A 23,947-nucleotide genomic window follows, 5' to 3' on the forward strand; every position below is an offset into this window, starting at 1 on the left:
GGTTGTATGTCATTTTATTTACCGCAAACTTCTAAAATTGAAGGCAGTGAAGTTACCCTAAAAGCCTATCAGGAAGCAGATATTTCAGTGAAATATCGTGACACCTCTGGATTAAATTCAAGCTCTGAAATCGTAACCGGGGACAAACTGCGCTTAGACTTATCTTCTGGTTTTGATGAGCAGATTTTGACAGGCTCAGCGCGTTTTAAAGTGGGTCTGGATACCTTCCTGGATCGTGCTGGTACACTGTATCGGAATGTGGATTCATCAAATAATAGTGGGATTGCATCTGGTGTGATTCAGTATGGCACCGGCAGAGTCGAGATTGATTCATGGACACCGAATGCTGATAACAGCATTACTTTGGAGTCACTCACAACGACCACCGATTTGCCACCAGTCAACAAAATCAGTTTTAGAACACCGATTATTCCAATTCGGCCACAGTCTTTAACCGTGGTAGTGGCATCATTGGAGTTTGGTCAGCTCACATTGACTACAGATGAAAATGGAATCATTGAAACCAGTCGTGCGCATGGCTCTATTAATCATGATACCGGTTTTGTGAATATCTATTTCTATACCAAAACTGAAATTACTGTAGCGAACCGTGCTGAGATTGAAGTCAATGCCTGGTATGACCCACTGCTTGAATATGAAGAACTAGGCAAAACCTATATCAATATTCCGGTATGGGTAGATGCCTCATCTGTCCGTTACAACGCTGTAGCTTATACCTATATTCCACTAGATTCAGAAATCTTGGGTTTATCCGCAACTCGTTTGCCTCTGGATGGCCGGGTACCGATATTTCGGGTGGGTGATATTGGCATTATCAGCTCAACCAAATCTTATGAGTTGCCTGATCATATTGCTGGGCAGACCTATTCACTGGCAGATCAGCGCATTTCATATCTTGAACTTGAGGATAACGAAGGCACCAAAGTTCCATATGATATGTATGTGGTGGACTATGATTACGGAAAATTCACTCTCAATGGCGATTTTGTCTTAGGAGTTTTGGTTGCGCCGCTAAAAGCTAAATATCGCTATCAAGATATGGGGTTGATCCGTGATGTACAGATCAATGGCCAGATTACCTTTACCAAGCCAGTCACTCATAATTATTCTGTAGAGAATTCAATTGTTGGGTCTGCGCTGGTCATTGGTGATATGCAGGCACGCTATACACGCAAGTTTGTACAGCAGACATGGTCAAATGTTTGGGCAGATGAGGCGACCGGTGGGGCGATTTCAGCCAATTATAATGATGCGCTATATCCAGTAGCAGTTACCAACAATGGTTCGATTCAGGAGCGCTGGGCGATTGTATTCACTGATGCGCAGTCATTCCGATGCGTTGGTGAGTACTCTGGCCAGATTGGTACAGGTACAACAAATTCAGATTATGCACCGATTAACCCGGTGACAGGTGTGCCGTATTTCACTATTAAAAAGGAAGGCTGGGGTGCTGGCTGGGTAAGTGGCAACGTCCTACGCTTCAATACCATTGCTGCAACTTTCCCGGTATGGGTGATTCGTACCGTAAAACAGTCTGAACCTACTGTGCTGTCTGACCAGTTTCAGATCATGTTACGTGGTGATATTGACCGTATTGCTTAAAATTTAAATCAAATATGACCGCTATAAGCGGTCTTTTTTATGAGTATTCGCTAATGGCGACAGATGTAGATGTTCAGTATTTCAGTCATTTAAATGGCTTGACGCTTGGCAATAACTGGGGTGATTTAATACGCTTGCTAGATAAAGCATTGGTCACCGGTATTGATTTAACACAAATCACAAGTGCTTCAATTGATGCTCAGGGCGATATTACGCTTAGACTATATGCAGCACATAATTGCATGCTGTTCCAGATTATAGAATTATCTGGCTTTGCTGATGTTAGTGTTGATGGAGCCTCACGACAAATTAATGGCAAATATCGCATCAAAGGAATTCCAACAAATAATCAACTGATTTTAAAAGGCATCGTACGTACTGTTGAAAATCCACTTGTAGTTAATATTTTGAGTCTAGGTTCGGCAAAGTTGGCTTCACTGGGTTATGACATTATTTTCCGTGATACAAACGATGTAAAGCGTGTTTATCGTGCAAAAAATCCACGTGCTGAACATCCGTACATTCGGGTGGATGAAACAATTTCAGACGGTACTAATTCTTATAACTCCACCTATGCAAAATCAGCAATGGTTGGGCTTATCGAGAATATGACCCATATCGATGACTTTGAAGATCCAAATAAATTACAACTACCTTTTAATAGTTTAGAACCTAAGAAAAATTGGACATTAACTGGAACAGGTTTAAATGTTGTACGCGGATGGTCAAAGTGGCATTGGGCAACTGATCGCGGCCATGAAATTCAGGAGTCAAATTATGTTTCTAATGGAAATAGAAGATTCACGTTAGTTGGAGATTGCAATGCATTTTATTTGCTCTATAACTCTGCAGTAAATGGAAGTAAGCGTTTAAACGGATGTGGATTATTTAAAAATAGTTTGGATAATAATTTAATTCCAAACTGGTTCTTAATGTCATGCATTTCAAACAACAATGCATCGCAATATGTATCAACATCAATCCCTGGCTTTTTACCATTATTCAAAAGCGAATTAGCTTCAAGATTTTTTACTAACCAATTTAATGTCTTGAATCGATTATCAAATCATGCTGAAGCCATTCCGCTAGTTCCAAGTCTCAACTCAGGCGCTACAAGTGTTTTTGGTCAAACCAATGTACCAGCCTTAGAGATCCCATTTTATGATTCGAACGCATTCTTACGTGGTTCTCTTTATCATGTTTTTTATGCTGGTAAAAACATCAGCAGCTTTACCGAAACAAAGCCAATAATGGCTGATAAAAGCATGTATGTGGCAGACAGTGCTTATATAGATGGTGGTGACAACTTTATTGGTGGATTGTATTTCTATCTGGGAGAGCTTGAATGAAACCATGTTCTAGACAAGCATTACATTCGTCATCGTTATTGCAAAACATAACTACAAATCCTGTTATTGCAAAAATTCAAGGGACCGTTAAAAAACTTGGTCAGCAATATCAAGACAGCAGCGTGGTTTTGTATAACAAAGCAAATTTACAACCGATTGCTGTGAGTAGACCTGACCAAAATGGCAACTATAGTTTTTTAGGTTTAAATACTGACTTAAAAACCTTTATTGTGGCATTTGATAAAAACCAACAATTTAATGCAGTCATTCAAGATAATGTGGTGGCCAAATGAGTGTAATTCCTTCTCTAGCTACAGGAATTGTAGCACTACAAGCCATAGCAACTTATTTAGATCAGGGCAGCGAAAATGCCACCTTTGTTTATTTTGATAGTACTAAACCTACAAAAGTGAATGTGGCTGCAGATCCAGATGCAAGAATAGTAACGCTAAATCTACCTAAGCCGTGCTTCAAGCAACTGCTTGCAGATGGTATTGAGCTGTATCCTACTGATACAGGCATGGCTATTAAGGCTGGTGTTGTTAAATGGGCAAGGCTGTATAACGGTGCTGGCGTTGCAGTTGCGGATTTTGAAATGGGTACGGATATTATCTTAAACAGCTATGACATTCTGCTCGGTTCCTTACAGAAGCTTGATTCCATTATTCTGAAACCATTTTTGGGGTAACGTATGACAGATTTCACAGGATTCGGGAATCGTATAGAATTTTCAGTATTTGGCCACTTTGATTCCCTTTCTATTTATCGAAGTGTATTACCTTTCACAAGTACGACACTTCCTTCTCCCTTGGCAGTAGATTTAAAAACGCCATTTTATCTTGATCGCGCTGTGGTAGAAGGTGTGCGTTATTACTATATGGTTGCGGTTCATCGCGGTTCTGAAACGGTTTACAGCCCTCTAAATTCTGTTGTGACTTCTCAGGGGGTGGTAGCTATCATCACCGACGGAGGCGGGTTCCTGGATATAGGTTCTGCGGAGCTTATCTGGGAAAACACGTCGTCAGGTTCCAATCTAACCTTTAGTGATGGCGATGTGCTAACTTTCGCTGATTCCAATAATACTGGAATACGTGCACCAGGAAATGTGATTAATTTTAATGACGGTGACTATGAAATCAGCGTTTATGCAAAAGTTCCAAACGTAACTACTCGTAAGTTCTTAAATATTTTTATGAATACATTTAATACTTGGAGTGGCGGAACATTAAATCTAGGCATGGGGACTATTGTTGAAGAAAATTTAAATTATAAGATGCACATCTATTTTAATAGTGCAGCAAGTTCTAACTTTATCGTATACCCATATGCTGTTAACACGGAATATTTTATTAGGCTTGAGCTTAAAGGGGATCGAATTACGTTGTATGTGAACGAGGTTGAGGCAGGGTGGGTGCCGCGATTTACGGTCGGTAGCTATTCGCATCTAGTTACCGGGTATTTTGGAGGCGACCCCAATACACAACAATTTATTGGACAGATGCGAAAATTCCGTATTAAAAGACTCTCATGATAGGGTTGGTAGGTTATGAATCCCAAATACAGTTTTAATTTTAAGGTTGTCTGTACAGATTTTATCAACCCACCTACACTTAAAGCACCGTTTGATCTAACAATTACATATGGTGCAGTATATTTCGATCAAAAACTGAATAGCAGATTAACGCTGGCTTTTTCTGCTGTAATCAGTGGCTCAAACACTTTGACCGTTAATAACGACCGGTTGGAGGCCTTTATTAATGTTTCGTTTGTATCTGTGAGTCATGGAATATCAGATATCAACTTTATTCGTGGCATTGAATCTTACTTGACCTCAAACTTTCAGCGTGCAATTCCATGTTTAAGTTCACCAGATATACCATGGAAGAAACCGATCTTTAAGGCGCATAACAGCGCCTTTTATTTTGAGCGCAGTTTAGGTTTGAGCAACCATGCAGCGATTGGATTTGATAAAGCTAATACGTTACATCGTTCAGTTCAAATCATTCATGAGCAGGCAACAGGGCTATCGCGTAGTGCTTATCTAAAATGGCAAGAAAATGAAAAACTGTTTATTTCCCGAAGTCTGGTTTTTGAGGAATCTAAGAGATTAAGAATCAATTGGAATGCAGATTGGGTTGAGCTGGTCCGTAAGCGCAAGACTTTTACCTATTCACATCAAGTCGCACATGTTTTCGAAAAGCACTTTACATTTGAGTGGGATAAAGGCCTTGAACTCATCACAAGCAGTGAAATTTCCTGGGATAAAACCAATGCGATTCACTACCGCAAACATCCAGTATTGCCATGGCCAAAGCCAGAAATTCCTGAATATGTAGGTTCAACTGATCTTAATTTTGTCTGTCTTTGTCATGAGGTAGATCCACATAACGTCATTTTAAATTTTGGTGCGGATGATTGCATTCCGGCACTACCCAATAAAAACTGGTGGTATATCTTGAATAGTTTGTCGGTTACCCGCCTGGACAATGGCGAGGAAATTAAAGTTTACGATGGCAACTACGGCACGGATCGAAGCCGCTGGTGCTGGTCATACAGTTTGAACGTGCCAGCCAATGAAATTAGTAAGCTTGAGCCGATCGCAGGGCAGCCGGTGATTCTTAAAATTATGGTGAATGGTAATGAGCATCACATGTTGCTGGATAATCGCAGTCGTGCACGTCGATTCGCCCAGGAAACATTTACTTTAACTGGCCGAAGTCAGTCAGCATTGCTTGATTCCCCAACATCACCAACACGGTCGTTTTTACAGGAAAATGAGCGCACATCAGTGCAATTAGCACAGGCTGAACTTGACCGGGTGAATAGTAGCGCTCAACTGAATTGGCAGTTGATTGATGAGCTTGGCTGGATATTACCGGCTTATAGTTTGAGTTATTCGAATCTCACTCCGATTGCTGCAATCAAACTGATTGCTGAGTCTGCAGGAGGTTTTGTTTACAGCGAAAAAAGTGGTAATGCACTGACGATTAAACCCAAATACAAAAAGACCTTTTGGGACCCGATTGCAATTTCAGACTATGACCGCTTGGTGCCGGAAAGCATTACAAAGGATCAGTCTACGGACTATGAAGTCTATCCAGATTACAATGGTATTACACTCAGTAATGATCAAACAGGCTTAACAGGTCAAGTAAAGCGAACCGGTACCAGTGCAGATACTCTGCTTGAAACAGTCAATAATCCATTATTTACAGTGGAAAGCATGGGTGCATATGGCAAGGCTCAACTGGCTAAAGCTGGTATGGTCGAAACTCATAGTCTAGTCATGCCAATTAATGCAGAAGTGGGAGAGTGTGCACCCGGTGAATTAGTCGCTTTTAATGGGGAATGGTGGGGAATTATTGATAGTGTGAGTGTGTCATTTACTCATGCGGTAGTGAACCAGACCATTAAGGTTGAACGGGTGAATCGAGATGAGTAATGCATTACAACGTCTAATCGATCTACTGCCAAAGTCACCCGAATTTGTGGGAACCATCACCAGTGAGGACCATCCTAAATATAAGGTTTTGGTGGTAGATGGCACTGGCCTTGTACTGTGTACCAGCAGTACAAAATATTCAGTCGGCACCCGGGTATTTGTATCCGATCAGGAGATCAAGCGGACAGCACCTTCGGGTGCTGTTGTGCAAATAGAAGTTTAAGTAAAAACAAACCAATGGCACCCAATCGGGTGCTTTTTTATTGCCAAAAATTAGGGGGCGGCATGCCAAATGAAAATTATTCATCTGATCCACCAATAGCGACAGCAGGGCAATTGATTGCCATTTCAGACAAGATCAATGATATATCCAGAAACATGGATAAGCTGGCCGAAATGCCTCAGAAGCTTGACCGTATGAATATGCAGTTAGAGCAGCTCAATAAAGAGCATCAGCAGACGCGAAATGACTTAACGCAGACTCGCGACAATCTGCAGGAGGAATTGGATCGAGCCAAATCAAATTTCAAAAGTGACCTCAAGCAGATTCGACAAGATGCTGAAGTAAAACAAAAGGAAGTTGATCTTCAGATTCGAGTACTAAGTGAAAGCAAAACCAAGATTGATAACACCACAAATATTGTGCGCTGGGGTGGTGTCGCATTACTTAGTGCGTTGGGATTTGCCTGGAATACCCAGACAGGAAAAACCGATACCATGACCACTCGATCTATGGAAAACACCCAAAAAATTCAAGTTCTTGAAAAACAGTCTGACCAACTTTTAAGAACAGTTGAAGAAATCCGCAACAAATTTTATGAACGAAATTATGTGAGAACTAATAATGAAATTAATCAATGAAAGTGTATGGAAATTTGACTCAGTAAAATATGGCGCCTATATGGCGCTTTTTTTATCCTGTTTGCAATTGGTATTACAAGAGGTATCAAATGCTAATGTGCTACCTACTACATATCAAAGTATTGTATCAATCATTCTTGTTTTACTGGCTACAATCATTGGTCGCAAGAAGGCCCAGCCTGAACTGCATCCCGAACCAACACTTTTAGGCTTTGCAAAACTACCGGTTGATTCAATCGCTTTTGATGAAGCATTCCGACGATTGATCGGTCATGAAGGTGGCTATACTAATGATCGACGTGATCCAGGTAATTGGACTGGTGGAAAAGTCGGCGTAGGAATATTAAAAGGTACTAAGTTTGGCTTGGCAGCAAACACATATCCAAATCTTGATATTAAAAATATCTCGCTTGCCCAAGCCAAAGAAATTTATAAAAAAGACTGGTGGGACAAGTTAGGTGGCACCGGTTTGCATTCTGCTATCACGTTTCAACTTTGGGATTTTTCGATTAATGCCGGGAAGAAGCGTGCAATTCAGGAATTACAACAAGCGGTAGGTGTTACTGCGGATGGAGTAATTGGACCTAAGACCATGGAAGCCGTGAATTCACGAGATCTGAATGACGTATTATTAACTTTGACTGCTGAGCGATTAAAGTTTTATACATCCTTAAACACATGGCCAATTTGGGGTAAAGGCTGGGTGAATCGTGTTGCAGATAACTTAAAGTATGCAGCACGTGATAATTAGTTTAACGCTGTGCATCCAGAGTATCTGGTTGCACAGTATATGCGATTTTCAATAAAGACTCATGCCACCGTCTGCGTGTGCAGTATTATAGCTTGAAATGGACTGCTACCACTCTCCTAGACAAATTTCGTCCAAAAAGCTCTAAAAAAATAAAATAAGCACTTGATTAAATAATCGTGTTTATTTTGAAAAATAATCAAAAATACTTTATAAATGGTTTTTACAATAAATAAAAATACTGATTTGTATGTGTTTTTTATAGGGAGTCGAAGGTTTTTTGCGCAGTAAAATATTTTGGTCAATTGTATGAGTTTAGGGTTGATTAAAAAAACATCAATATTCATGTGAACTTGGTTTAGGTCTGGTTTGATTTTTTATAAGAAAAATAGATTTAGTTATAAACTATTTTTGGGGGAAAAGTGGAAAAAATTAATAGTATCAATAAATATTTAAATAAACATTTCGTTTTATGTTCTGTGGTGTTGCTCAGTCCTGGGCTATTTATTAATTTGGCATATTCCGCTAATTATGCAGAAAATATTTGTACAGCCTTTGAGGGACAATCCAAATGTTTACCACCACTTAATCCGAAAGTTAAAAGCAATTTTTTTTACACTTTAAGGGCTGGTGATTGGGGAACTATTTATGGTACAGGAACAACACCTCAACAAGCAGCTGATGGATACGGTGTAATTGCTGGGCCAATGCCACCTTATTTATGTTCGAGCTGCAATATATTTGGTAGTGGATCTGCATCCAGTCCTCTTTTAGGGAGATCACCTTCAACATTTTGGTCTTCTGCGAGAGATATTTATTCCTTCGCAAATTTTGAAGGCTATCTACCAAAAACTCTTATTATACCTGTTAAAAACTCCAGTGGGGATTGGCTTGGTAACGCAAATATTGCTGGTGAGAGAGAGATTATTAGTTTTCGTTGCCCATCAAATACAACTCAAGTGATGGCATTTGATCCAAATCGGGTTAAATATCCATTTATGTGTCAATTACCGCCTGAACCCAAACGTTGTAATACTTCTAATAATAACAATCCGATCCCATCTACCTGCGGTAATCCGATTGATTACGTTTCAGGAAATAAAATGCAAAAAGAGAGTGATTGGTATTCACCATTTTCACCATTAAATATTTCACGTATTTACAACAGTCTACCTGAAAATCAATATCTTAAAGCAGAAGGCTTTAAACACAACACGAATTGGGACTTTAATTTTGATAAACAAATAGTTTTGCAGTTTAATAAACTTAACGATGGTAATTTGATTGAGACGTATCAAGGTTCAGCAACTATTTTATTTGATAAAATTGATACACAATATGCGTGGCAACAACAGCCAACACCATTTTATCCAATAATTAGATTAAAAAGACCAGGGGGCAATACCTACATTGCCTATGTAGATAGTGTTATAACTGCAAATGATGAATCGGTATCAAAAATTATATTTAAAACTGATCAAAGAAATAATGGAATAAAAATTGAAGCCTTTCCCGACGGCTCATGGCTTTATTCAAATAAATTGACAGGAATCTATGAGATATATAATAAAAATGGCCAGCTTATTCGAGAAAAGTATCTCAATGGTCAATCTATTAACTTTACATATGACAATAATTACTTACTTCATAAAATTACAGATAACTTTGGACATACCGTACACTTTAGTTATGATACTGAACAACGCATTGATTCGATTCAATTAGGAAATTTACAACTAAAATACAGTTATGATGCAAAAAATCGTTTAGTTAGTGTTAAAAAGCTAGGTTCTATCCATGCTACAACTCGTTATTATCATTATAGTGAAAACAGTATATTAGCACCTTCAGGGAACTCTAATTTGCTTACAGGGATTACCGATGAAAAAGGTAATCGTTTTGCTACTTATGCCTATGATAATACAGATAGAGCAATATCTACAGAGCATAGCAATGGAGCTGATAAGCATACGGTTGATTATAGCGGAGAGAGTCAAGGTCAACGTGAAGTAACGGCTGCTAGTGGTAAGGTATTTACGTATAACTTACAAAATATCCAAGGATATAATACACCAACTTTAATTTCAGATAATAGATTGTCTGAAACAAAGCTCAGTTTTGACCAATTTGGAAATGTCAGTTCTATTCTAAAAAATGGCAAAACTACAAAATTTATTTATGATCCAGAATTGAATCGAGAAATTTCTCGTACAGAAGCAGTTGGTACGGCTCAAGAAAGAACAGTAAATACAACTTGGCATAGCTATTTTTCTAGACCAATTCAAATACAAGAAATTGCTCAAGGCCAGGTGATTCGATCTACTGACTACACATATGATAATAAGGGTAATGTATTAACTAAAACCATCACCGACCCAGCATCACAAGAAGCTAGAAGTTGGGCTTACGAATACAATAGCTTTAGTCAATTGACAAAAGAAACCAATCCTCAAGGAAAAATTACTACATATCAATATGATGGGGACAATGGAAATTTATTAAGCAGTACAGATACTAATGGCATTATTACAACGTATAGCCAACATAATGCTCAAGGTCAACCTTTAATAATAACAACTAGTTCAGGACAGAACATTAATTTGGTTTATGATGATATTGGACGGGTGATTCAGCAAAAACAAACATTAACGAATGATGAATTACAAAAGCAGATTAGCGAAGATGGATTAAACTGGTGGCAGCAGTTAGTGAATGCTGTGTATAGTTTGTTTAACGAGGAGCAACCTTATACCGAAGAAGAACAAAAATTCATAGTTGTTGCAAATCCGGGAGTTGCTCAACAAGCAATAAATAGTTATGAATATGACCCTAGAGGGTTACTTACTTCTACCACCTTACCTGATGGTGAAAGAATTGAATATACCTATGATGATGCACATCGTTTAACTGAAGTGAAGGATCAATCAGGGAATAGAACCATTTTTATATTAAATTCTAATGGGGATATCACCCAAACTACGGTATATGGAAATACAGGGCAACTCGAAGCGAAAAACCAGCAAGTTTATGACAGTATAGGGCGCTTACAACAAACCTTAGGGAACCAACAACAAAAACAAGTTCTAACGTATAACAATAATGATCAAGTTACGTCAGAGAATAATGCACTAAATCAAAGTTATTTTTATGCTTATGATGTTTTGGATCGTCAAATCAGTAAAACCGATCCGTTAGATCAAAGTAATCAATATGAATACAATGCTCTAGATCAATTGAAAAAAGTGATTGATGCAAAAGGGGGGGCGACGACTTATCAGTATAATGCATTTGGTGAAGTAACACAGCTTAATAGCCCAGATACAGGTATAACCAGCTATCAATACCAAAATGGCAAATTGTTGGAAAAAGTTGATGCTAACCAACGTAAACATCGTTATCAATACGATGCCCAAGGTCAGGTGACATTACAGCAAGATCAATATACGGATGGTACAGAGCAATATGAAAATACCAGCTTTGCCTATGGGCAAATAGGCAATGATCAGGGCAGATTGGTTCAAGCCAATAACAAACGGGCAGAAACGACATTTAGCTACAATAACTTGGGTTTAGTGCGTCGAAAAACCATTAAATATCTGACTACACAACAAAGTACCGCTCCACAACTGAATGTCTATTACAGCTATAGCTTGGGCGGTAAGCTGAAACAGCTGGGATTACCAAGTGGCAATGTTGTTAACTATGATTATGACAATAAGGGACAACTGACAGGTATCAAGCTAAATAGTCAAAACTTTATCAACAATATCCAACACTCAGTCAATGGTATCAAAGGCTGGACATATAGCCAAGTAGGAGATCAGACACAATTCCAGTACGACCTAGATGGACGTATTACAAAAATCCTGATACCGAATGCTTATGAAAAAGACTATAGCTATGATGCAGCAGATCGAATCCTTACGATTACTGATCAGACTAATAGTAATAATAACAGCAGCTTTAATCACGATGCTTTAAGCCGTTTAATCAAGCAAAACCTTGTCAATAAAACCTTTAAATACAGTTATGATGCCAATAGCAACCGTCTCACAAGAAATCAGATTGAGAGTGGCACATCTATAATAGAAAATTATACGATTCAAACAGGTAATAATCGCATTAGGAGCATAACACAAGGAACCAACGATAAAGCCTATACCTATTTGCCAACTGGTCAGATTACGAATGATGGTCTAAGAAGTTATACATACAATACTCAAGGGCGAAGTGAAAGTATTAGTGCAGGCATAAGCAGCAGTTTTAATGCTTACGATGCCTTTGGACAGCGCATCCAGAAGATTGGCAGCAACGCAGGTACGCAAACACAAACCTTATTTGTTTATGATGAAAATGGACAGTTGCTTGGAGAATACACGCCACAAGGTGAGGTGATCCGAGAATACATTTGGTTAGAAAATCGGTTGGTGGGTTTAAGAAGTTACCAATATCCAAATGAAATTTTACGGGTGCATACGGATCATTTAGGTACACCAAGAGCAATCAGCACTAACAGCAATCAGGTTGTATGGCGTTGGGAGGGTGATCAGTTTGGGGATGTTTTACCTACAGGAAATCTCATTTTCCCAATTCGTCATGCTGGTCAATATTATGATAGCGAAACAGGAATTTTCTATAACTACTTCCGTGACTATGACTCTGTTACAGGGCGTTATATAGAGAGTGATCCGATAGGTTTGAATGGTGGGTTGAATACTTATGGGTATGTTGGGGGGAATTCTTTACATCTAACAGACTCATCAGGATTATTTCCCGATAGTGTGAGTATGACTTGTGCTAGAAATCCAGCCTTTTGTGCTGAAGTAGGAATTATTGCTGCTACAGCTCCTACATTGATGTCTCCACCAAAGCCTATTCCTAATAACCCTGCTAAAGATGAGAGTTGTGAGAAAAAATGTTTGCCAGCTAATGAGTCAACAATTAGATCAGTTCTTACTGGCGATAGACATTTAACATTGCAAAAGTCTGTATCTTTACCAGTTATTCAAGCTTATGTGGCTAGAGTTGAAAGTGGTCAAAGAAGTATTCCTCCAATTAAAGCAGATGGTAATATTATTGTTGATGGAAACCATCGCTATATTGTGGGGAAATTGTGTAGCATTAATGTTTCTAAATTGCCGTCAAATGCATCCCATGGTTTACAGCGTTTTCCAATGAGTCAAATAAAAGTAGATGGTTATGATTGGGGGAATCGTTAAAATGTTTTATTACCTTTCTAATAAAAATATAATGAGTTGTATATTTATAAAGAAGCTCATGTTTAGTTATATTGATTTACATAGAGTTTTATTTAGAGATATGATCTTTGAAAATTACATTTTTTATAAGGCTAATTTGAGGGGAGCTTTTTTTATAAATTGTAGTTTTATAAATTGTAGTTTTATAGGCTCTAATATGATTACGATTAATATAGTAGACAGTTTGTTTAAGAAGTGTTTATTTGAAAAAAATCAAATTAGATATCCATCGCTATCAAATGTTAATTTTATAAATAATAAGAATATAGATAATCATCTGGTAGAAGCAGATGAATTTTTAATAAATTAAGTTCTTATAAAGAGTAACAGAATTGTAATTGGAAGAAATAAGCCCTCAATTGAGGGCTTGTAACTAACTAACAAGGTTAATAGGGGGATTTAGTTTATTTAAAATTGGAAGAAAAAAATCCTCATTAAAGCTGCTATTGAATTTTTCTATGTCATATAAAGTTTTTGATACTTCAATATTAGGCTGCTCATCACCCATATCAATTACTGCCTCAAATGCAATAAGGATACAAATAAAATAAGCTTTTAGATGTGGCCCATCAATATTTTTCATTATGTTGTCATTATATGTGTTTTCATACATCTCTAAATTAATCTTCAAGTCCATAAACAAGAGATGATATTTATTTAAGAAATCTTCTTTTAATTCTTTGCACATTCTTCTTTCTTCTGGTTTTGTTTTATTGGAATAGTCCAAAACCTGAGAGCGATAAAATTCCATGTTTGATTTTAATGTAATTAGACTCTTTTTTACTGCTTTGGCGTGTTCTGCTCTATTCTGAGCAGTTTGTGTTTCTCTCCAATCATTAAATAATAAAGAAGCAATATAAGCTGCAACCAGGGTGGCTATACCTCCAAATAATGAACTAACAATACCCCACGTATCCCTTAAAGAATTGCTCGACCCCTGAAAGTCAAAAACTATCCAAGTAAATGCAAATAAAAATAATAACGCAATACATGTTATAGCAATTGTATTGGCAACAATCCTTTCTATTTCATTCAACTCATCACCCCACTCAAAACCAAAACTCACTCAACACCCATACTCATAATCAAAACAACTATGCCAGACAGCCCAGCCTGATTTTTTATTCCATGGCTCAGCAAATTTCATGCAGTGTTGAATGTGAAAGTATAAGTAGGTATTCATATGTTTTTTCTTCCAAAATTATTATTTTTCAAACGTAGTGCAACAAAAATGCAACTTATTTATTTAACTTATTGTTTAATAGATATAAAAAAGACCCACGAATGGGTCTTTTTTAACATGTTTTATTACGCTTGTTGAGCTTTTTCTTCTGCAAGGAAGAACCAAGTGTCTAAAACAGAGTCCGGGTTTAAAGAAACAGACTCAATACCTTGTTCCATCAACCATTTAGCCAGGTCAGGGTGGTCAGAAGGGCCTTGACCACAAATACCTACATATTTGCCGGCTTTACGGCATGCATGGATTGCCATAGAAAGCAGTGCTTTAACCGCTGGGTCGCGTTCATCAAATAGATGTGAAACGATACCAGAGTCACGGTCTAGACCAAGCGTTAACTGAGTTAAGTCGTTAGAACCGATAGAGAAACCATCGAAGTGCTCAAGGAACTGTTCAGCTAACAATGCGTTGGTTGGCAACTCGCACATCATGATCACTTTCAGACCATTTTCACCGCGTTTCAGGCCATTCAATGCCAATAATTCAATGACACGTTTCGCTTCGTTTACTGTACGTACGAATGGAATCATGATTTGAATGTTGGTTAAGCCCATTTCGTCACGAACTTTTTTCAACGCACGGCATTCAAGCTCGAAGCAGTCACGGAAGTTGTCAGAAACGTAGCGGCTTGCACCACGGAAACCAAGCATTGGGTTTTCTTCTTCCGGTTCGTATAACTTACCACCGATCAAGTTGGCATATTCGTTTGACTTAAAGTCAGACATACGCACGATCACTGGTTTGTCAGCGAATGCAGCAGCAAGGGTAGAAATACCTTCAACCAGTTTTTCGACATAAAATTCGATTGGAGATGCATAACCTGCAGTACGTGCCATTACAGCTGCGCGAGTTTCGCGTGGAAGGCTGTCAATGTTGAGTAATGCTTTAGGATGCACGCCAATCATACGGTTGATGATGAATTCAAGACGTGCCAGACCAATACCTGCGTTTGGAATTTGTGCAAAGTCAAATGCGCGGTCAGGGTTACCCACGTTCATCATGACTTTAAATGGAAGCGCAGGCATAGATTCGATAGAGTTACGTTGAACTTCGAAATCTAAAGCGCCTTCATAGATAAAGCCTGTATCACCTTCGGCACAAGAAACTGTTACTTCCTGACCATCAGTAAGGACTTCAGTTGCATTACCACAACCTACAATCGCTGGAACACCCAGTTCACGTGCAATGATGGCAGCGTGACAGGTACGGCCACCACGGTTAGTGACAATGGCAGCAGCACGTTTCATCACTGGTTCCCAATCCGGGTCAGTCATGTCAGATACAAGCACATCACCGTCTTGAACTTTGTCCATTTCTTTAATCGAAGTGACGATGCGGACTTTACCAGAACCGATACGTTGACCGATTGAACGGCCTTCACAGACTACAGTCCCTTTTTGTTTTAACAGGTAGCGTTCCATAGTGCCGACATTTTCACGGCTTTTTACGGTTTCTGGACGTGCCTGAACGATATAAAGCTGACCGTCATCACCATCTTTGGCCCATTCGATGTCCATTGGAGCACCGTAATGTTCTTCAATGATCAAAGCCTGTTTTGCAAGTTCTTGCAGTTCATGATCATTTAAAGCAAATTGTTGACGCTCTTGTTTTTCAACATCGACAACAACGACAGATTTGCCTGCTGCACCTTCTTCACCATAAATCATTTTTTGGTGTTTAGAGCCCAGGTTGCGGCGCAGGATAGAATGTTTGCCGTTTTTAAGAAGCGGTTTGGAAATATAGAATTCGTCAGGGTTAACTGCACCTTGAACGACCATTTCACCCAAGCCATAAGAAGCGGTAATAAACACTGCATCACGGAAACCAGATTCTGTGTCCAGTGTGAACATTACACCAGCTGCACCAGTTTCAGAGCGGACCATGCGTTGCACGCCAGCTGACAACGCTACGATGTCGTGAGCAAAGTTTTGGTGTACACGGTAAGAAATTGCGCGGTCGTTATAAAGTGAAGCAAATACTTCCTTAATGGCGACAAGAACGTTGTCGATGCCACGGATGTTCAGGAAGGTTTCTTGTTGTCCTGCAAATGATGCATCTGGCAAGTCTTCTGCTGTTGCAGATGAACGAACGGCAACCGCGATGTCAGGGTTGCCGTTTGAAAGAGCAGCGAAAGATTCGCGAATTTCCTTTTCGAGTTCTGCTGTAAGCGGAGTTTCGACAATCCATTGACGGATTTTTGCGCCTGTTTCTGCCAGAGCTTTTACGTCATCAACATTAAGCGCTGCAAGCTCGGCGTTGATTTTAGCGTTTAGGCCACTTTGCTCGAGGAATTCACGATACGCAGCAGCTGTGGTTGCAAAACCACCCGGTACTGATACACCAGCATTAGACAAATGGCTGATCATTTCACCCAGTGATGAGTTTTTCCCACCAACGAGTTCAACGTCGTGTTTCCCTAATTTTTCTAGACCAATTACGCGCGCTTCCAAAGTTGTTACTCCACTTATGCAGTATTAATCACTATCTTGGCATGAAATTATAACAAATCGCCCAGCTTTTTGATTTACTCGGCGACACTCATGTAAGATCGGTTTACTATAAAGATTTTACAGCACTTAGACAAATATTTAAGGAGAATTTTAATGTCAGAAGGTAAACAGATTAAGCGCAGTGTGTTTTTTATCTCCGATGGGACTGCAATTACTGCTGAAACCCTTGGACATTCACTGTTAGCACAGTTTCCTCATGTAGATTTTGACATTCATATTATTCCTTATATCACCTCAGAAGAAGCTGCGATGAATGTGGTGGCTGAAATCAACCAGCGTGCCGATCAGGACGGGCAACAACCTTTGGTGTTTGATACCCTAGTAGACCCGTATGTGCGTGATATTATCAATACCGCAAATGCAGTAAATCTTGATGTTTTTGAAGGTCTTATTGGTAAATTGTCGGAAGTTTTGGGTACTGCGCCTACGACTTTAGTCGGACAAACCCATGCCGTGACCGATTCTGAGTCTTATAAAGCACGTATTGATGCGGTACATTTTGCCTTGGATAATGATGATGGCGCACGCACACGTCATTATGACAAGGCCGATCTGATCCTGATTGGGGTTTCCCGTTCCGGTAAAACACCGACTTCAATTTATCTGTCATTACAGTTTGGAATTCGTGTGGCAAATTATCCGCTGACCGAAGAAGACCTGGATGACAACCGTTTACCTGCAGTGTTAAAGGCACACAAGCACAAGCTGTTTGGCTTGATGATTGATGCAGACCGACTTGTAGCGATTCGTAGCGAACGTAAAGCCAATAGCCGTTATGCAAGTTTTAATCAATGCCAGATGGAACTGCGTGCCGTAGAAGGCATTTATATTTCAGAAGGGATTAAATATCTGAACGTTTCTGAAATGTCGATTGAAGAAATTTCTACCCGTGTCTTACAGATGACAGGTTTAAAACGTCGTATTGGCTAATTTGAAAATGGAGTTAAATACCAATTTAACTCCATTTTTTATAATCGAAAATAAAGAGCTTAATTATATGAATAAACTATTAAAAATAAATAAAATTGCTCTTGGTTTTGTTGGATTTAGTCTGATAGGTACGCATGTTTTGGCAGAACCGCTGACTGATTTTGAAACCCAAATGGTCAAGCGATATGATCAAATCCGTTTCACTGATCGCTATGAAATTGAGGCTGTGAATCAGGAAGTGGCTTCGAAAATTGCTGCATTTATTGAACAGAATCCGCAAAGTTTTGCTTATGATTTTAAAAAATTAACCAGCAAAAACATGGTTTTTGTGAATTATAGCCCTGACCGAAAGCTGAAATTTTATACATTTGATATTTCATCTGGCGGTACGATGCGTGAATTTGAATCCTATGTGCAGTTTAAACAGGGCAATAAAGTCGTTACTCAGGCGGTGAATGATAGAGGGTTTATACGATCCATTCAGCAAACCGAGCTGAATAAAGTCCCCACTTATTTTATTTCAAGTACCTATATTGGCAGCAGTTGTGTAGGTGCATACGACATTCAGGCGGCACAAATTAGAAATGCGAAATATCAAGCTGCCGATGTGTTTAAAACCAGAACTCAAACCATGAACCATATCGATGTCGATTATGACTGCAATTATTATCCGAAGCATATTCAGCCTTTCGATATGAACCGGCACTATATTCGTGTTGCGAATGATCTTAAAAATATTGATATTTTAGTCATCAAGCCATCTGGTGAATTAACATCTAGTTATTTGCGTTATCAAAAGACTAAAAATCATTATCAATACATTGGCATAGTAAAATAAACAGGATGAAAAGAGGCTGATATACCATTGCTGTTCCATAATTTGAATTTTATTTCCGTACAAATCAACATGATGATCTTGTTATATTTAAATATTTGATATTTATTTATATTTTATTTTTCCACAGCCTTATCTTTTCTTTAAGAGTTTAAGTCACTTTGTGTAGGCTGAACCCTACTTTTGACAGACTAAAATGAGAACTCAAAATATATCTTGAGTTCGCAAGAAAAGTCTTTATTCCCCATACACAACATCCTGAGCCAGTTTTAAGCACTGCTTTAAAACGCAGCGCAAGGATGGGGAATGTGTGGCATCCTTGCCACACTCGTGAATCTAATATCGACTAAAAAATCCATTTACAATTTCAGCTTTACGAACAAGTTTTAGTTTCTAAAATGATTTATGGAAGAATTTTATTGCCACCCTCAATAGGTAGTAATGATGACATCCACTAGATGTTCAACACCTTCCATGCTTTGTACAGCATGTTCAGTGATTTTTACCACAGGCCAGGTAATCAGCTTGCAATTTTCCCGTTGCAGCGCAGTGTAATAACGATCCGATTTGAGAAAAACCTTGTTCCCAGATGCTGAGTTGGGCATCAGCTGGCGTTTTAACCAGGTATCCTGAACTTGCGACTCCAGATAGCGAATAGCCAGTAAGGATTTGATGCGGGTATTAAATAAGCGCCGATTTTTAATAATTAAAGGATGCGAAAGCAGTTTATGAATGCCTTTTTCAGTTTGAGGCAAGATAAAAAGCGGGGTAATTTGAAATACTTTTACAAATTTTGCAGTATTACAGATCTGTTCCAGGTGCATGACTGTCATTTGATTGCCCCCAACCACAGCCACATTTAAATCTGTAAAATCAAAGTTTTTAATATCTTCAGAAGCAACGATTTTTCCTTGGAATTTCTGGAAAAAATCGGGTGAATTCTGAAAGAACCCATCCTGTGGATTCTTTTTCTTGTTAACCATTTTTATATCCTTTCTTATTTTTTACTTTGTTGCAGTTGGTTCTGTAGTTAACTGGTATATCCAAGATGGAACTTTAGGTAAAGATTTTTCTGGAATCTTGTCAGTCATCGTCACCATGGCATCAACAGGAATATGAAACCATTTCTGTTTGCGGTCGATTACCTTGTAGGCATGGAACTGGATAATCTGATACCAGGGATTACGGCGACCCGCAGCAGTTCGGCCGCCAATTCTGGAAAATTTGCTCATTGCTGCATAGAGTTTTTCTTCTGCAAGCCCGAGTTTGATCACATTGTCACGCATTTTATTGATGAGCGGTAAATAAGCCAAAATACCGAGCAGTATGCGAGGGTCTATGGCTCGGGCAGCCATCTGGGCAAGTTGAATCAAGGTTTTATTATAGCCTTGGGCTTCCATGACACTAAAACCCACACCAAGATGACGTGCTTCATCGCCATTGATCAATTTAAATGCCTGGTGACAAACCGGATCATCGACGCTGTCCAGCAAAAAAGTACATAAAGCGCCATCTAGGGCAACTTCCAGCATTGGAATGACAGCACCCAAGATATAGAAGGGCATATCATCTGCATAGCGATCTAGCCATTGAATAATCAGACGCAGATTTTTATTGGGCTTGGGTATGTCATGTTCGAGCATGTCCCAGCGTTTCATGAGTGCCATTTCTGCGTTGGCATGCCGTTGTTCTTCAGCATGAAAAATGGCATACATTTCTGCCAATACAGGATTGGGTGTCTTTTTTGACATTGCTGCAAATGCGCGTGCACCGACATGCTCAATCCACATTAAATCGGCCATAAATTCTTTAAGATTTGGCCATTGTTCAGCGGTGATCAATTCCTTTCCCGGGGGCATCCCAGTCAATATCAGATAAAGTCCATTGCGTATTTTTGACTTTATTCAGCATTTTTTCCAAGTCGATTGAAGCCATCCTGCACACCTGTAAAATCATTATTTCGCTACAAGTGTATGAGAAAGACTGACAATGTAATTTGCCTAAGTGCTTAAAATAATATGAGCATTTTTGTTAATCATTTAGGCTGCTGATTTATTGCGTTAATTTGTTCAACTATTTGATAATAAAAAATAAAGACGTATCATTAGGGGCCAGATTTTATCATTAAAATGTATTGTTTTATATAATGATGTCTATGCGAACCAAGCGCGTAAGTGCAGTTCTATCTTGTCGGCAAAAGCCGATTAAATGATGAACTGAATGGGTATTGGAGATAAAAATAGCACCTCAATAAGATGCTGTTTTAAATGCTCATCTAAGAAAGTATTAAGAATTTTTAATATTCATCAATAATTCAAAGTTTTCAATTCGTTTATCTGTGTCATAGATGTCACAGGTAAAGATAAATTCATCTACATTATATTTCTCTAACAGCTTTTCTAAACCGGCTTTGACCGTTTCAGGAGAGCCAATTTGTGCCATGGCATAGAAATTATCGACCGACATTTTTTCTGCGGGTGACCAAAGTCCTTCCATGGTTTTAACTGGTGCTTTCAGTTTCAGGCTTTGTCCGCGCATTAAGCCCAAAACACGCTGGTAGGCACTGGTTGCCAGATATTCAGCTTCTTCATCTGTTTGGGCCACCACCGTAGGAACACCCATTGAAACATAAGGCCGATCCAGGTATTCAGAGGGCTCAAAGTTCTCTCTATATAGCTTGATCGCCTGATCGAGCATTCGCGGTGCAAAATGGGAGGCAAATGAATAGGGTAGACCCAACTTTGCGGCCAGTTGTGCGCTAAACAAACTTGAACCGAGTAACCAGACCGGAACATGCGTATTCTGTCCAGGCGTGGCAACGATACGTTGATGTGGAACAGGCGCTTTAAAATATTGCAGAATTTCCAGCACATCTTGTGGGAATTGATCTTCAGTTTCCTGACGGCCACGACGCAGTGCACGCATTGTATTTTGATCCGTACCCGGTGCACGACCAAGACCAAGTTCAATACGGTTTGGATAGAGTGTTGCCAAAGTACCAAATTGCTCTGCAACTATTAAAGGGGCATGGTTCGGTAGCATGATGCCGCCTGAACCCACCGTTAAAGTGTGGGTATTGGCGAGGATATAACCCAGTAATACGGCAGTGGCTGAACTGGCAATACCATCCATATTATGATGTTCTGCCAGCCATAAGCGTTTATAACCTAATTTTTCGGCATGTTGAGCTAAAGCAAGTGCATGATGTAATGAAGATTGAATGCTTTTATTTTCACGAACAGGAACTAGGTCCAGAATTGAAAATTGGGTATCTCTTAACGAATGCATTGGTTTTCTCTAATATCAGGGCTAAGAAAAGCATACGCTGCCTACCTGAACTTGTATATCGTTTTTTTTCGATATAAATGTTGTGTAAATATGTTTAGGTGAAGTACAAGTATGAAAAAAGCACCCGAAGGTGCTTTAATGTCATTTGATATCGCGATGAATTAACGTTTACCGTTTTTGTACCAACCTAATGATATCGCGATGAATTAACGTTTACCGTTTTTGTACCAACCTAAGTGACGGCCATTGTCATGGCGGTCACCATAACGGTAGCTGTCATAACGGCGATCATAGCGATCATTATAACGACGCTCATCACGATCATAACGGTCATCGTAGCGACGGTCTTCGCTTACTTTTTTACCCAGTACTGCACCACCGGCAGAACCTAATCCGGCACCGATATAGCCGCCGTTGGTACCACCCATATTTTTACCTACGGTATAACCGCCAGCACCGCCCAAAGCTCCGCCAATTACGGCACCCGTACGGTCACGTTTGTTGGCAGCAACACCTGCACCTGCACCACCACCGATTGCAGAACCGATCATTGCGCCAGTGGTGCCACCCATTTGTTTCCCCACTGCGGCACCTACGACACCGCCTAGGGCAGAAGTTAAGGCTGTATTTGTTGTATTGCCTGCATAGGCTGTACTCATGGTTAAAGCAGATGAAGTCACTACAGCAGCAAGAATGATGGAATTAAATTTCATGGCAAAACTCCTTTTGGAGGCTTTTGTTATTTCTTGCGTTAAATGTAAGCAAAAATTTAGAAATGAAAATGGATGAGTTGTTGATTATTTGTATTTTTCATCTTCCAGATTTGTTCATAATTAATATGAGTTACCATGATGAATAATAAAAAGCACCAGAAGGTGCTTTAAAGAGTCCGATCATTAATGGCGAATTAACGACGACTGTAACGACGATTGTCATAGCTATTATAACGGCGGTCATAACGGTCATCATAACGGCGGTCTTCTGAAACTTTTTTACCCAGTACCGAGCCACCTGCAGCACCTAAGGCAGAACCGATATAGCCACCCGTAGAACCACCCATGTTTTTCCCGAGGGTATAACCGCCTACACCACCTAAACCAGCTCCGATTGCAGCGCCAGTACGGTCACGTTTATTTGCTGAAACCGCAGCACCGCCCGCACCACCAATGACAGAACCAATCATTGCACCAGTGTTACCGCCCATTTGTTTGCCTACCGCCGTTCCTACAACACTACCAAGTGCAGAAGTTAAAGCCACATTGGTCGTATTGCCTGCATAAGTGCTTGTAGTCGCAATAGCAGAAGTGGCAATGACTGTAGCAAATAAAACTGAATTGAATTTCATGGTAGACTCCAGTGGAAAGCGTTTGTTATCTCTTGAAATAAGAATAGAACAAGGCCTGGCATTGAAGATGAATGGCGTGTTAAAGGTGTGTGTTTTTTTCTGCCAAATTTATCCATAATTAACAGCGGATAAGGCGAATAAAAGTAAAAAAGCACCCGAAGGCACTACTGTCCCACAGTTTACTTTAAATAAAAAAAACCTGAGTCTAAATAGTTAAAATATGAGTGCAAACAAACACTTTAACTATAAAGGACTCAGGTTTTGTCACATCAGAATACCGTATTTCATCAATTACTCAAACCCATTTTAAGACAAGATTTTGAACGTCTGGCAAAACTGCACCACTCTGGGCAAAAATTAAGATCAGCCACCCGCTGGGATCAGTTTGTTGCCATATTAATGTCCCAACTTTCTTGTCGGCAAAGCTTAAGAGACATTCAATCCAATCTCGAATCCCAGCAGGAAAAGCTCTATCATCTTGGCGCGAAAAGAATTGCGCGAAGCACCTTAGCAAGACTCAA

Annotated in this window: 21 protein-coding genes; 14 read left to right on the forward strand and 7 right to left on the reverse strand. The window is 39.4% G+C overall.

What is annotated here, in order from left to right; translation table 11 throughout:
* Nucleotides 1-6 precede the first annotated feature (6 nt).
* The 11 genes from ACPUEY_RS01655 to ACPUEY_RS01705 all read left to right on the forward strand — a co-directional run bounded on the left by ACPUEY_RS01655 (nucleotide 7) and on the right by ACPUEY_RS01705 (nucleotide 13,591).
* Nucleotides 7-1,623, forward strand: coding sequence for a hypothetical protein (locus ACPUEY_RS01655; protein WP_425120915.1), 1,617 nt, complete (start codon nucleotides 7-9; stop codon nucleotides 1,621-1,623).
* Nucleotides 1,624-1,676: 53 nt separating this feature from the next.
* The gene (locus tag ACPUEY_RS01660) at nucleotides 1,677-2,972 is read left to right on the forward strand and encodes a hypothetical protein (protein ID WP_425120917.1); all 1,296 of its coding nucleotides are present in this window, start codon (nucleotides 1,677-1,679) and stop codon (nucleotides 2,970-2,972) included.
* Nucleotides 2,969-3,265: a hypothetical protein gene (locus ACPUEY_RS01665; RefSeq protein ID WP_425120918.1), complete on the forward strand. Its 297-nt coding sequence runs from the start codon at nucleotides 2,969-2,971 to the stop codon at nucleotides 3,263-3,265. Before ACPUEY_RS01660 ends, ACPUEY_RS01665 begins: the two co-directional genes overlap by 4 nt.
* Complete coding sequence (locus ACPUEY_RS01670; protein ID WP_425120919.1) at nucleotides 3,262-3,660, forward strand: hypothetical protein; 399 nt, start codon at nucleotides 3,262-3,264, stop codon at nucleotides 3,658-3,660. Before ACPUEY_RS01665 ends, ACPUEY_RS01670 begins: the two co-directional genes overlap by 4 nt.
* Before the next feature lie 3 nt (nucleotides 3,661-3,663).
* Nucleotides 3,664-4,503, forward strand: coding sequence for a hypothetical protein (locus ACPUEY_RS01675; RefSeq protein ID WP_425120920.1), 840 nt, complete (start codon nucleotides 3,664-3,666; stop codon nucleotides 4,501-4,503).
* Nucleotides 4,504-4,518: 15 nt separating this feature from the next.
* Nucleotides 4,519-6,414: a hypothetical protein gene (locus ACPUEY_RS01680; RefSeq protein WP_425120921.1), complete on the forward strand. Its 1,896-nt coding sequence runs from the start codon at nucleotides 4,519-4,521 to the stop codon at nucleotides 6,412-6,414.
* On the forward strand, nucleotides 6,407-6,637 hold the full coding sequence (locus tag ACPUEY_RS01685) for a hypothetical protein (protein ID WP_425120922.1): 231 nt from the start codon (nucleotides 6,407-6,409) through the stop codon (nucleotides 6,635-6,637). Before ACPUEY_RS01680 ends, ACPUEY_RS01685 begins: the two co-directional genes overlap by 8 nt.
* A 62-nt stretch (nucleotides 6,638-6,699) precedes the next feature.
* A complete protein-coding gene (locus ACPUEY_RS01690) occupies nucleotides 6,700-7,275 on the forward strand; it encodes a hypothetical protein (protein WP_425120923.1) in 576 nt (191 codons plus the stop codon).
* Nucleotides 7,276-7,510: 235 nt separating this feature from the next.
* Nucleotides 7,511-8,026 (forward strand): glycoside hydrolase family 108 protein, encoded by a 516-nt coding sequence (locus tag ACPUEY_RS01695; protein WP_425120937.1) that lies wholly within the window; start codon nucleotides 7,511-7,513, stop codon nucleotides 8,024-8,026.
* Between the two features lie 419 nt (nucleotides 8,027-8,445).
* The gene (locus tag ACPUEY_RS01700; RefSeq protein WP_425120924.1) at nucleotides 8,446-13,242 is read left to right on the forward strand and encodes an RHS repeat-associated core domain-containing protein; all 4,797 of its coding nucleotides are present in this window, start codon (nucleotides 8,446-8,448) and stop codon (nucleotides 13,240-13,242) included.
* Between the two features lie 100 nt (nucleotides 13,243-13,342).
* On the forward strand, nucleotides 13,343-13,591 hold the full coding sequence (locus ACPUEY_RS01705) for a pentapeptide repeat-containing protein (RefSeq protein ID WP_425120938.1): 249 nt from the start codon (nucleotides 13,343-13,345) through the stop codon (nucleotides 13,589-13,591).
* A gap of 63 nt (nucleotides 13,592-13,654) precedes the next feature.
* Here ACPUEY_RS01705 and ACPUEY_RS01710 read toward each other — a convergent pair whose 3' ends face one another.
* Together ACPUEY_RS01710 and ppsA are read right to left on the reverse strand one after the other, a co-directional pair.
* Complete coding sequence (locus tag ACPUEY_RS01710; protein WP_425120925.1) at nucleotides 13,655-14,347, reverse strand: hypothetical protein; 693 nt, start codon at nucleotides 14,345-14,347, stop codon at nucleotides 13,655-13,657.
* 242 nt (nucleotides 14,348-14,589) lie between these two features.
* Nucleotides 14,590-16,968, reverse strand: coding sequence for a phosphoenolpyruvate synthase (gene ppsA / locus ACPUEY_RS01715; RefSeq protein WP_086197274.1), 2,379 nt, complete (start codon nucleotides 16,966-16,968; stop codon nucleotides 14,590-14,592).
* Nucleotides 16,969-17,121: 153 nt separating this feature from the next.
* Between ppsA and ppsR the strand changes: the two genes are divergently transcribed.
* Nucleotides 17,122-17,958, forward strand: coding sequence for a posphoenolpyruvate synthetase regulatory kinase/phosphorylase PpsR (gene ppsR / locus ACPUEY_RS01720; RefSeq protein WP_092818297.1), 837 nt, complete (start codon nucleotides 17,122-17,124; stop codon nucleotides 17,956-17,958).
* 67 nt (nucleotides 17,959-18,025) lie between these two features.
* The gene (locus ACPUEY_RS01725; protein ID WP_425120926.1) at nucleotides 18,026-18,796 is read left to right on the forward strand and encodes a hypothetical protein; all 771 of its coding nucleotides are present in this window, start codon (nucleotides 18,026-18,028) and stop codon (nucleotides 18,794-18,796) included.
* Nucleotides 18,797-19,221: 425 nt separating this feature from the next.
* On the opposite strand, the gene ACPUEY_RS01730 is transcribed toward ACPUEY_RS01725, so the two are convergent.
* The 5 genes from ACPUEY_RS01730 to ACPUEY_RS01750 all read right to left on the reverse strand — a co-directional run bounded on the left by ACPUEY_RS01730 (nucleotide 19,222) and on the right by ACPUEY_RS01750 (nucleotide 23,426).
* The gene (locus ACPUEY_RS01730) at nucleotides 19,222-19,776 is read right to left on the reverse strand and encodes a flavoprotein (RefSeq protein ID WP_425120928.1); all 555 of its coding nucleotides are present in this window, start codon (nucleotides 19,774-19,776) and stop codon (nucleotides 19,222-19,224) included.
* A 21-nt stretch (nucleotides 19,777-19,797) separates the two neighbouring features.
* Complete coding sequence (locus ACPUEY_RS01735) at nucleotides 19,798-20,652, reverse strand: ferritin-like domain-containing protein (RefSeq protein WP_425120929.1); 855 nt, start codon at nucleotides 20,650-20,652, stop codon at nucleotides 19,798-19,800.
* A gap of 427 nt (nucleotides 20,653-21,079) precedes the next feature.
* The gene (locus ACPUEY_RS01740; protein ID WP_425120930.1) at nucleotides 21,080-22,081 is read right to left on the reverse strand and encodes an LLM class flavin-dependent oxidoreductase; all 1,002 of its coding nucleotides are present in this window, start codon (nucleotides 22,079-22,081) and stop codon (nucleotides 21,080-21,082) included.
* Between the two features lie 206 nt (nucleotides 22,082-22,287).
* Nucleotides 22,288-22,794, reverse strand: coding sequence for a hypothetical protein (locus ACPUEY_RS01745; protein WP_425120931.1), 507 nt, complete (start codon nucleotides 22,792-22,794; stop codon nucleotides 22,288-22,290).
* A 194-nt stretch (nucleotides 22,795-22,988) separates the two neighbouring features.
* On the reverse strand, nucleotides 22,989-23,426 hold the full coding sequence (locus tag ACPUEY_RS01750; protein WP_092818291.1) for a hypothetical protein: 438 nt from the start codon (nucleotides 23,424-23,426) through the stop codon (nucleotides 22,989-22,991).
* A 261-nt stretch (nucleotides 23,427-23,687) separates the two neighbouring features.
* Here ACPUEY_RS01750 and ACPUEY_RS01755 point away from each other — a divergent pair.
* Nucleotides 23,688-23,947, forward strand: a 260-nt coding sequence (locus ACPUEY_RS01755) for a DUF4372 domain-containing protein (protein ID WP_151765720.1), incomplete at its 3' end; no start/stop codon positions are given.

It is taken from the genome of Acinetobacter sp. G11 (assembly GCF_049808495.1).
GTDB lineage: Bacteria > Pseudomonadota > Gammaproteobacteria > Pseudomonadales > Moraxellaceae > Acinetobacter > Acinetobacter kookii.

What these genes read in the sequence shown, in the direction of transcription:
- ACPUEY_RS01730 (WP_425120928.1), bottom strand. Translation starts at nt 19,776, where the DNA reads ATGGTTAACAAGAAAAAGAATCCACAGGATGGGTTCTTTCAGAATTCA.
- ACPUEY_RS01745 (WP_425120931.1), bottom strand. Translation starts at nt 22,794, where the DNA reads ATGAAATTTAATTCCATCATTCTTGCTGCTGTAGTGACTTCATCTGCT.
- ACPUEY_RS01750 (WP_092818291.1), bottom strand. Translation starts at nt 23,426, where the DNA reads ATGAAATTCAATTCAGTTTTATTTGCTACAGTCATTGCCACTTCTGCT.
- ACPUEY_RS01735 (WP_425120929.1), bottom strand. Translation starts at nt 20,652, where the DNA reads ATGCCCCCGGGAAAGGAATTGATCACCGCTGAACAATGGCCAAATCTT.
- ACPUEY_RS01690 (WP_425120923.1), top strand. Translation starts at nt 6,700, where the DNA reads ATGCCAAATGAAAATTATTCATCTGATCCACCAATAGCGACAGCAGGG.
- ACPUEY_RS01685 (WP_425120922.1), top strand. Translation starts at nt 6,407, where the DNA reads ATGAGTAATGCATTACAACGTCTAATCGATCTACTGCCAAAGTCACCC.
- ACPUEY_RS01675 (WP_425120920.1), top strand. Translation starts at nt 3,664, where the DNA reads ATGACAGATTTCACAGGATTCGGGAATCGTATAGAATTTTCAGTATTT.
- ACPUEY_RS01740 (WP_425120930.1), bottom strand. Translation starts at nt 22,081, where the DNA reads ATGCATTCGTTAAGAGATACCCAATTTTCAATTCTGGACCTAGTTCCT.
- ACPUEY_RS01705 (WP_425120938.1), top strand. Translation starts at nt 13,343, where the DNA reads ATGATCTTTGAAAATTACATTTTTTATAAGGCTAATTTGAGGGGAGCT.
- ACPUEY_RS01670 (WP_425120919.1), top strand. Translation starts at nt 3,262, where the DNA reads ATGAGTGTAATTCCTTCTCTAGCTACAGGAATTGTAGCACTACAAGCC.
- ACPUEY_RS01660 (WP_425120917.1), top strand. Translation starts at nt 1,677, where the DNA reads ATGGCGACAGATGTAGATGTTCAGTATTTCAGTCATTTAAATGGCTTG.
- ACPUEY_RS01680 (WP_425120921.1), top strand. Translation starts at nt 4,519, where the DNA reads ATGAATCCCAAATACAGTTTTAATTTTAAGGTTGTCTGTACAGATTTT.
- ACPUEY_RS01665 (WP_425120918.1), top strand. Translation starts at nt 2,969, where the DNA reads ATGAAACCATGTTCTAGACAAGCATTACATTCGTCATCGTTATTGCAA.
- ppsR (WP_092818297.1), top strand. Translation starts at nt 17,122, where the DNA reads ATGTCAGAAGGTAAACAGATTAAGCGCAGTGTGTTTTTTATCTCCGAT.
- ACPUEY_RS01725 (WP_425120926.1), top strand. Translation starts at nt 18,026, where the DNA reads ATGAATAAACTATTAAAAATAAATAAAATTGCTCTTGGTTTTGTTGGA.
- ACPUEY_RS01655 (WP_425120915.1), top strand. Translation starts at nt 7, where the DNA reads ATGTCATTTTATTTACCGCAAACTTCTAAAATTGAAGGCAGTGAAGTT.